Raw genomic sequence first — 7,074 nt, 5'->3', positions numbered from 1 at the left:
GGGGGCTCCCTGCGCGCCGGGGGAGATGATGGCGAGCGGGGTTCCGACCGGCACCCGCTGGCCGGGTTCGACCAACAGGCGATCGACGACGCCGGTGTCGAAGCATTCCACTTCGATTGTGGCCTTCTCGGTGTCCACGGCAGCGACGACGTCGCCTTTGCGGACAGCGTCGCCGGGCTGGACGAGCCATTCGACGAGCGTGCCCTGCTCCATGTCGGCACCGAGCGACGGCATCCGGAACTCGGCCATGTCAGCCCACCGCCCGTCGTGCCGCGGCCACCACGTCGTCGGCTTGCGGAAGTGCCGCGTCCTCCATGTGCTTGGCGTAGGGCATGGGGACTTCGGCGGTGCACACCCGCTCGACGGGGGCGTCGAGCTCGTAGAGGGCATGTTCGGCGATCCGGGCGGCGATCTCCGCGGAGAGGCTGCCGCTGCGCCATCCCTCGTCGACCACGACGACGCGGTGGGTGCGGCGGACGGAGCCGAGGATGGTCGCTTCGTCCAGCGGCCGCAGCGTGCGCAGGTCGACGACGTCCGCCTGGATGTTGTCGGTGGCGAGTTGGTCGGCGGCGGCCAGTGCGGTGGGTAAGGTGCCGCCGTAGGTGATCAGGGAGATGTCGTTGCCTGCTCGGCGGATCGCGGCGGTGTCGATGTCCACTTCGTCTGCCGGCTCAGCCAGGTCTCCGGCGGTGTTGTACAGCGAGCCATGTTCGAACAGCAGCACCGGATCCAGGCATTCCAGCGCGGGCCGCAGCATGGCGCGGGCGTCTTCGAGCGTCGCCGGGGTGAGGATGCGCAGGCCGGGGATGTGCGCGTACCAGCCCTCCAGGCTATGAGAATGCTGCGCGGCCAGTTGGCGGCCGGCGCCGGTAGTCATGCGGATGACCAGCGGGACGCTGAGCTGTCCGCCGGACATGTGCAGCAGCGTGGCGGCGTTGTTGAGGATCTGGTCCAGCGCCAGCAGGCTGAAGTTGACGGTCATGATCTCGACGATCGGGCGCATCCCGGCCAGCGCCGCACCGATGCCCGCACCGACGAACGCCGATTCGGACAGCGGGGTGTCGCGGACGCGGTCGGGGCCGAACTCCTCCAGCAACCCGAGGCTGACCGCGAAGCATCCGCCGTAGCGGCCTACGTCCTCGCCCATGAGGAACACCCGCTCGTCGGCGCGCAGCGCTTCCCGCAGCGCCTCGCGGACGGCTTCGCGGTAGGTGGTGTGCACGGTGGTCATGACTGCTCGGTGTAGACGAATCGCATCAGGTCCTCGACCGGTTCCAGCGGACCGGCCTTGGCTTCCGCGACGGCCTCGTCCAGTTCACTGTCCACCTCGGCTTCGAGCGTGGTGAGGGACTTGTCGGTCAGTTCGCCGTCGTCGCGCATGCGGGTGGTGAGCTGGTCGATGGGGTCGTGCTGCTTCCACTGCTCGACTTCGGCTTTGCCGCGGTAGCGTTCCGCGTCGTACATCGAGTGCGCCCGGAACCGGTAGGTCCGCAGTTCCAGGAAGCACGGTCCGGGACTGGCCCGCATGGTTTCCACGGCGCGGTTGCCCGCAGCGGCAACGGCTTCGACGTCCATCCCGTCCACTGCCCACGACGTCATCCCGTACGAGCTGGCGCGCAGAGCCAGGTCGGTTGCGGCGTGTTCCCGGGCCAGTGCGGTGCCCATGGCGTAGAGGTTGTTCTCGCAGCAGAACAGCACCGGTAGCGCCCACAGCGCGGCCAGGTTCAGGCACTCGTGGAACTCGCCTTCGGCGACCGCACCGTCGCCGAACAAGCACGCGGTGACCTGAGGCCGTCCGCGCATCACATCGGCCAACGCGAGCCCGACCGCAATCGGCAGGCCGCCTCCGACGATGGCGTTGCCGCCGTAGAACCGGCGGACGACGTCGAAGAGGTGCATCGAGCCACCCCGCCCGCGGCTGCATCCGGTGGAGCGACCGAACATCTCCGCCATGACCGAGGCCATCGGCACCCCGCGCGCCAACGCGTGACCGTGCTCTCGATAGGTGGACACCACGGCGTCGTCCGCGCTGAGCGCCTGCATCAGGCCGGCTGCGACGGCTTCCTCGCCGATGTAGAGGTGCATGAAGCCGCGGATCTCCGCTGCGCTGTACAACTCGACGCAGCGCTCCTCGAAGCGGCGGATCCGGACCATCTGCCGCAGCAGCTCGGTGCGATGCTTGCCCCGGGCACTGAGTGCTCGTGATCCCCGACTCATCCTGCGTGCTCCAATGTCGACAGATCTCCCTCTGCGAGCCCGAGTTCCCGGGACCTGAGCAGGCGGCGCATGACCTTCCCGCTGCGCGTGTGCGGGAGATCGTCGTCGAAGGCCAGTTCCTTCGGGGCCACCGCGCCGAGTCGGCGCCGTCCGAATGCCAGCAGCTCTGAGCGCAGCTCGTCGCTCGGTGTGTGGCCGGGCCGCAGCGCCACGAACGCCTTCACCAGCTCACCGGCGACGGGATCCGGTTTGCCGATCACCCCGGCCTCGGCGACCGCAGGGTGTTCCATCAGCGCGCTTTCGACCTCGAACGGCCCGACGAGATGACCGGCGGACTTGATCACGTCGTCTGCCCGGCCGACGAACCAGAAGTAACCATCGGCGTCCCGCGCTGCGATATCCCCGGTGAGATACCAACCACCAGCGAACGAGACCGCATACCGGTCGTCGTCGTGGAGGTACCCGCGGAACATCGACGGCCAGCCGGGACGCAGGGCGAGCTCGCCCTCGACATCGTCGCCGGTCAACTCCCGGACCGTGCCGTGCTCGACGAGGGCTCTCCCGTCCTCGCCGCGCTCCAGCAGCCCGGCCTCGATGCCCGGCACCGGTCGGCCCATCGAACCAGGGCGGATCTCCTCGGCCGGAAAATTGCTGATCATGATCGCGCCTGTCTCCGTCTGCCACCAGTTGTCGTGCACCGGCCGGCCCAACGCCTCCTGACCCCACACGACGACTTCGGGGTTCAACGGCTCGCCGACACTGGCGACGTACCGCAAGCCGGACAGGTCATAGGCGGCTGCCAGTTCAGGGCTGTGCCGCATCAGCATGCGCAGCGCGGTGGGTGCGGTGTACCAGACGGAGACACGCTGCTCTGCGAGCACGCGATACCAGCGCCGGGCGTCGAACTCGCCCTCGTCGCTGACAACGGTCGCGCCGTGCGTCAACGGTGCGATGATCCCGTAGGAGGTGCCGGTGACCCAGCCGGGATCGGCGGTGCACCAGAACACGTCATCGGGCCGCAGGTCGAGCGCATAGCGTGCGGTGGCGTGGTGCGCGACCACCGCGTCGTGCACGTGCACAGCTCCTTTGGGGCTGCCGGTGGTTCCGCTGGTGAAATGCAGCAACGCCCAGTCTTCCGGGGACGTCGGCGGGATCTCGAACTCCGTGTCGGCGTGGGCGAGGGCCTCCCGCAGGTCGATGGTGCCGGGCCCGGCGTCGCTGTCGCCGACCACCAGCACATGCCGCAGTTGCGGAAGTCCCGCCCGGATCTGCTCGATCTTGTTGCGGTACAGCCGCGGGGTCGTCACCAGCACCGCACCCTGGCCGATCCGCAACCGATCGGCGATGGGTTGCGGGCCGAACGCGGAGAACAACGGAGACAGCACACAACCGGCCTTCAACGTGCCCAACGCCGCGATGTACAGCTCGGGGACGCGCCCCAACAGCGTGTACACCCGCTCACCCCGGCCGACCCCGTGCCCGCCCAAGACGTTCGCGAAACGGTTGGTCCACTCCCGCAGCGCCGCGTAACTGATCTCGGTCACATGGTCCTGCTTGTCCACGCAACGCAGCGCCGTGACCTGCGCGCGCTCACCCGCGGCATGCCGGTCCACTGCCTCGTAGGCGATGTTCAGGCCCCGGCTCCCGGGCAAGCCCGACAGCTGGGACCGCGCTTCTGCCCAGTCGAATTCACGCCGAACACGGTCGTAATCCGGCATGTTCGCCGAGGCTCGCACCTCGTCCGGCTTGCCAATGGGTTCCCACCGCATCGCGGCTCCCTTCCGGGCTTGCCTGACCAGGCAAGCCCGCGCGGCACGACGGCCGCTAGAGGCCAACGGCCTCGCTGAAACCGGTCGGACCCCGCAGATCGCCGAAATGAAATGACTGACTCGTCCACGTCAGTCTTCGTCCTGCAGGGCCGGTGCTAGGTGGTCGATGAACCATTTGCACGCGAGCTCGGCGGCCTCCTCCAACGTGCCTTCCTCCTCGAAGAGGTGCGTCGCGCCGGGCACGATCGAAAGCCGGTTCTCGCATCGCAGCAAGCGCTGGGCCTGCTGGTTGAGCCCCAGGACCGCGTCGTCACGGCTCCCGACGATCAGCAACGTCGGCGCCTGCACTTCGGCAAGCCGCTCGGCGGCCAGGTCGGGCCGACCACCACGGGACACGACAGCAGCCACAGCGGAAGGTGCTTCCGCTGCGGCCCACAGGGCCGAAGCAGCGCCGGTGCTCGCGCCGAAATAGCCGATCCCCAGGCGGTCGGCCTCCGGCTGGGCGCGCAGCCACGCGGTCACCTCGACCAGCCGACGGCCCAGGAGCTCAACGTCGAACACGTTCGCCCGGTCGAATTCCTCCGCCCCGGTGAGCAGGTCGAGCAACAAGGTTCCCAGCCCGTCCCGGTTGAGGCGCTGGGCGACGTACCGGTTGCGGGGGCTGTGCCGACTGCTGCCGCTGCCGTGCGCGAACACCACGATCCCTTCCGCCAGTGCGGCCTCGGGCATGGTGAGATGCCCTGCCAGCGTCACCTGCCCGGCATGCACCGCGACCTCTTCATCCCGCACCCACACATCGGCGTCCGCCGTCGGGGAGCCCGCAGGCGCGGGATGGGCCCGAGCCGCTCGGTCGAGCAAGTCCACGACCTCCGCGTCCTGGGTCTGGGAGAAGTCTGAGTACCACTGGCCGATCGCCACGAACCACTCCGGCGCTTCCAGGCACACCAGTTCGTCCGCTGCTTCGCCGAGCCTGTCCAGTGCATCGGGTGCCGCCACCGGCACTGCCAAAACCACCTGTGCGGCCCCCTGCGCCCGAGCGACTCGGCAGGCGACCGCGGCGGTCGAGCCGGTGGCGATCCCGTCATCGACCACGACGACCGTCCGCCCGGTAAGGTCCAGCCGCGCACGATCACCACGGAAACGCCGTGCCCGCCGATCCAGCTCAGCGCGCTCGCGTGCCTCGACGTCGGCCAACTCCTCGGCGCTGACACCTGTCCGCCGCATCACCCCGTCGTTGATGACGCGGACATCGCCTTCTCCGATGGCCCCCATCCCCAGCTCTGGATGGAAGGGCACACCCAGCTTGCGCACCACGATCACGTCCAGCGGCGCATCCAGTGTCCGAGCCACTTCGAAGGCGACCGGAACACCTCCGCGTGGCAACCCCAGGACCACCACGTTCGCACTCCGCAGGTGCAACAAGCGCTGCGCGAGCCGTCGCCCAGCGGCTCCGCGGTCCACAAACGGCATGCCCTACCCCCTAGGTGGTTCCCAGTACCCAGTGTTCGCACCGGGCCAACACCAGCACAGAGGACCTAAGCCACCACGGGGCCGCCTGGAACCGCATCGCCCAGGAGATGACTGCTGCATGCGACCAGTGCTCGACAGGATGGGGACGAAAGCCGTTGTGGATCCGCGATCTTCTGCAACGTGGCGACCACCGCAGGTCGAGTCGCAGTCCGCGGCGGTGTGCAGCACAATCCGCCCTTGAGCCAGTTCAAGCCTTGCACCGGTGGCTTTGGCTGGCTCAGAGGGGGGCTCGTGAGCGAGCGCAGCGACGATAACGGAGCACACCCGACCTCGTCGGAATCAGCCTCCGGCAAGGTTGGGCGTGACGTTGCGAGCGAGCAGGTCCCCAGCAAGGCCAAGACCGTGTTGGTGGTGGCAACGCTCGCCTTCATGGTCAATTTCTGGGCTTGGGCGTTGCTCGCCCCGCTGGCACCGTCACTCGCTCAGAGCATGCGGCTGACCCCGGTCATGCAAGGCTTGCTGGTCGCATTGCCGGTGATGATCGGCTCGCTCGGTCGAGTGCCGGTCGGCACGCTTACCGACCGCTACGGCGCGCGGACCATGTTTCCCTTGCTCAGCCTCCTGACGATCGCCCCGGTACTGGTCATCGGTCATTTCGGCCGCTCGATGCCGGTGCTCCTGATCGGCGCGATCCTGCTCGGGACGGGTGGAACCACCTTCGCCGTAGGAGTTCCGGCTGTTAACGCCTGGTTCCCTCGGGCACGTCGCGGTGCTGCGCTGGGCATTTTCGGCATCGGCACCGGCGGCACCGCTATCGCCTCGTTCACGACCATCCCGTTGGTCAAGGCTTTGGGGCCGACCGCGCCGTTCAACACCGTGGCGGTCGCGCTGGCGGTCGTGGCTGTGCTTTGCTGGGCGCTGTTGCGCGACCCGGCCGACCACGTGGCTCCTGCCGAGTCCATGATTCGCCGCACGGTGGACACCCTGAGGATGTCGGTGACTTGGCAACTGGCCATTCTCTATGCGCTGACGTTCGGCGGATTCGTGGCGTTCAGCGTCTACCTGCCGACCTACCTCAAGAGCGCCTTCGGCCTCGATCCGGCAGATGCGGCGTTCCGCACCGCCGGGTTCATCGTGCTCGCAGTCCTCGCAAGACCGCTCGGAGGTTGGCTGTCGGACCACCTCTCCGGCATCCATGTGCTTGGTGGATGCTGCGTGTTGGCTGGGCTCTTCGCAATCCTGGCGTCCATCGAGCTCCCCCTGATGCCGATCGGCACGGTTGCGTTCCTCTGCTTGGCGGCAGTGCTGGGAGCCGGTGCGGGTGCCGTGTTCGCGTTGGTTGGAAGGCTCGCGCCGGTGGGCAAGGTCGGAGCGGTGACCGGCGTTGTGGGGGCTGCCGGTGGTCTGGGTGGTTTCTTCCCGCCTCTGGTGATGGGTTCGATTTACGGGGCCGTGGGTGATTACACCTTCGGGCTGGTGCTGCTGGCGGCAACAGCGTTGCTGTGTGCACTCCTGGCCTATACCGCGTTGCGGCGCAGAGCCGCTGAATAGGATTGGCCGGCGGGGTCGGCGTGCGCACGCGGCATGGAGTGGCGGATCATGCTGAGAATCTGGCTCC

At 68.2% G+C, this 7,074-nt stretch carries 6 protein-coding genes; 1 reads left to right on the top strand and 5 read right to left on the bottom strand.

Annotated features, from left to right (window positions below; genetic code table 11):
* The 5 genes from E1288_RS41010 to E1288_RS40990 form a co-directional block, all read right to left on the bottom strand.
* The coding region (locus E1288_RS41010) for a biotin/lipoyl-containing protein (RefSeq protein WP_235884162.1) at positions 1-249 on the bottom strand (249 nt) is incomplete at its 3' end.
* Position 250: 1 nt separating this feature from the next.
* A complete protein-coding gene (locus E1288_RS41005) occupies positions 251-1,231 on the bottom strand; it encodes an alpha-ketoacid dehydrogenase subunit beta (protein WP_132494060.1) in 981 nt (326 codons plus the stop codon).
* Positions 1,228-2,217 (bottom strand): pyruvate dehydrogenase (acetyl-transferring) E1 component subunit alpha, encoded by a 990-nt coding sequence (pdhA, locus tag E1288_RS41000; protein ID WP_207954839.1) that lies wholly within the window; start codon positions 2,215-2,217, stop codon positions 1,228-1,230. The genes E1288_RS41005 and pdhA overlap by 4 nt, the downstream gene beginning before the upstream one ends.
* The gene (acsA, locus tag E1288_RS40995; RefSeq protein ID WP_132494059.1) at positions 2,214-3,986 is read right to left on the bottom strand and encodes an acetate--CoA ligase; all 1,773 of its coding nucleotides are present in this window, start codon (positions 3,984-3,986) and stop codon (positions 2,214-2,216) included. The genes pdhA and acsA overlap by 4 nt, the downstream gene beginning before the upstream one ends.
* Before the next feature lie 129 nt (positions 3,987-4,115).
* Positions 4,116-5,456: a phosphoribosyltransferase family protein gene (locus E1288_RS40990; protein ID WP_132494058.1), complete on the bottom strand. Its 1,341-nt coding sequence runs from the start codon at positions 5,454-5,456 to the stop codon at positions 4,116-4,118.
* Positions 5,457-5,693: 237 nt separating this feature from the next.
* On the opposite strand from E1288_RS40990, the gene E1288_RS40985 reads away from it, so the two are divergent.
* The gene (locus tag E1288_RS40985; protein WP_235884161.1) at positions 5,694-7,007 is read left to right on the top strand and encodes an MFS transporter; all 1,314 of its coding nucleotides are present in this window, start codon (positions 5,694-5,696) and stop codon (positions 7,005-7,007) included.
* Positions 7,008-7,074: the final 67 nt, after the last annotated feature.

This window comes from Saccharopolyspora elongata, assembly GCF_004348985.1.
GTDB classification, from domain to species: Bacteria; Actinomycetota; Actinomycetes; order Mycobacteriales; family Pseudonocardiaceae; genus Saccharopolyspora; species Saccharopolyspora elongata.
This window is presented reverse-complemented; position numbering and strand designations above follow the sequence as displayed.

Excerpts from the sequence above, each read along its gene's own strand:
- E1288_RS41005 (WP_132494060.1), bottom strand. The coding sequence starts at position 1,231 with ATGACCACCGTGCACACCACCTACCGCGAAGCCGTCCGCGAGGCGCTG.
- pdhA (WP_207954839.1), bottom strand. The coding sequence starts at position 2,217 with ATGAGTCGGGGATCACGAGCACTCAGTGCCCGGGGCAAGCATCGCACC.
- acsA (WP_132494059.1), bottom strand. The coding sequence starts at position 3,986 with ATGCGGTGGGAACCCATTGGCAAGCCGGACGAGGTGCGAGCCTCGGCG.
- E1288_RS40990 (WP_132494058.1), bottom strand. The coding sequence starts at position 5,456 with ATGCCGTTTGTGGACCGCGGAGCCGCTGGGCGACGGCTCGCGCAGCGC.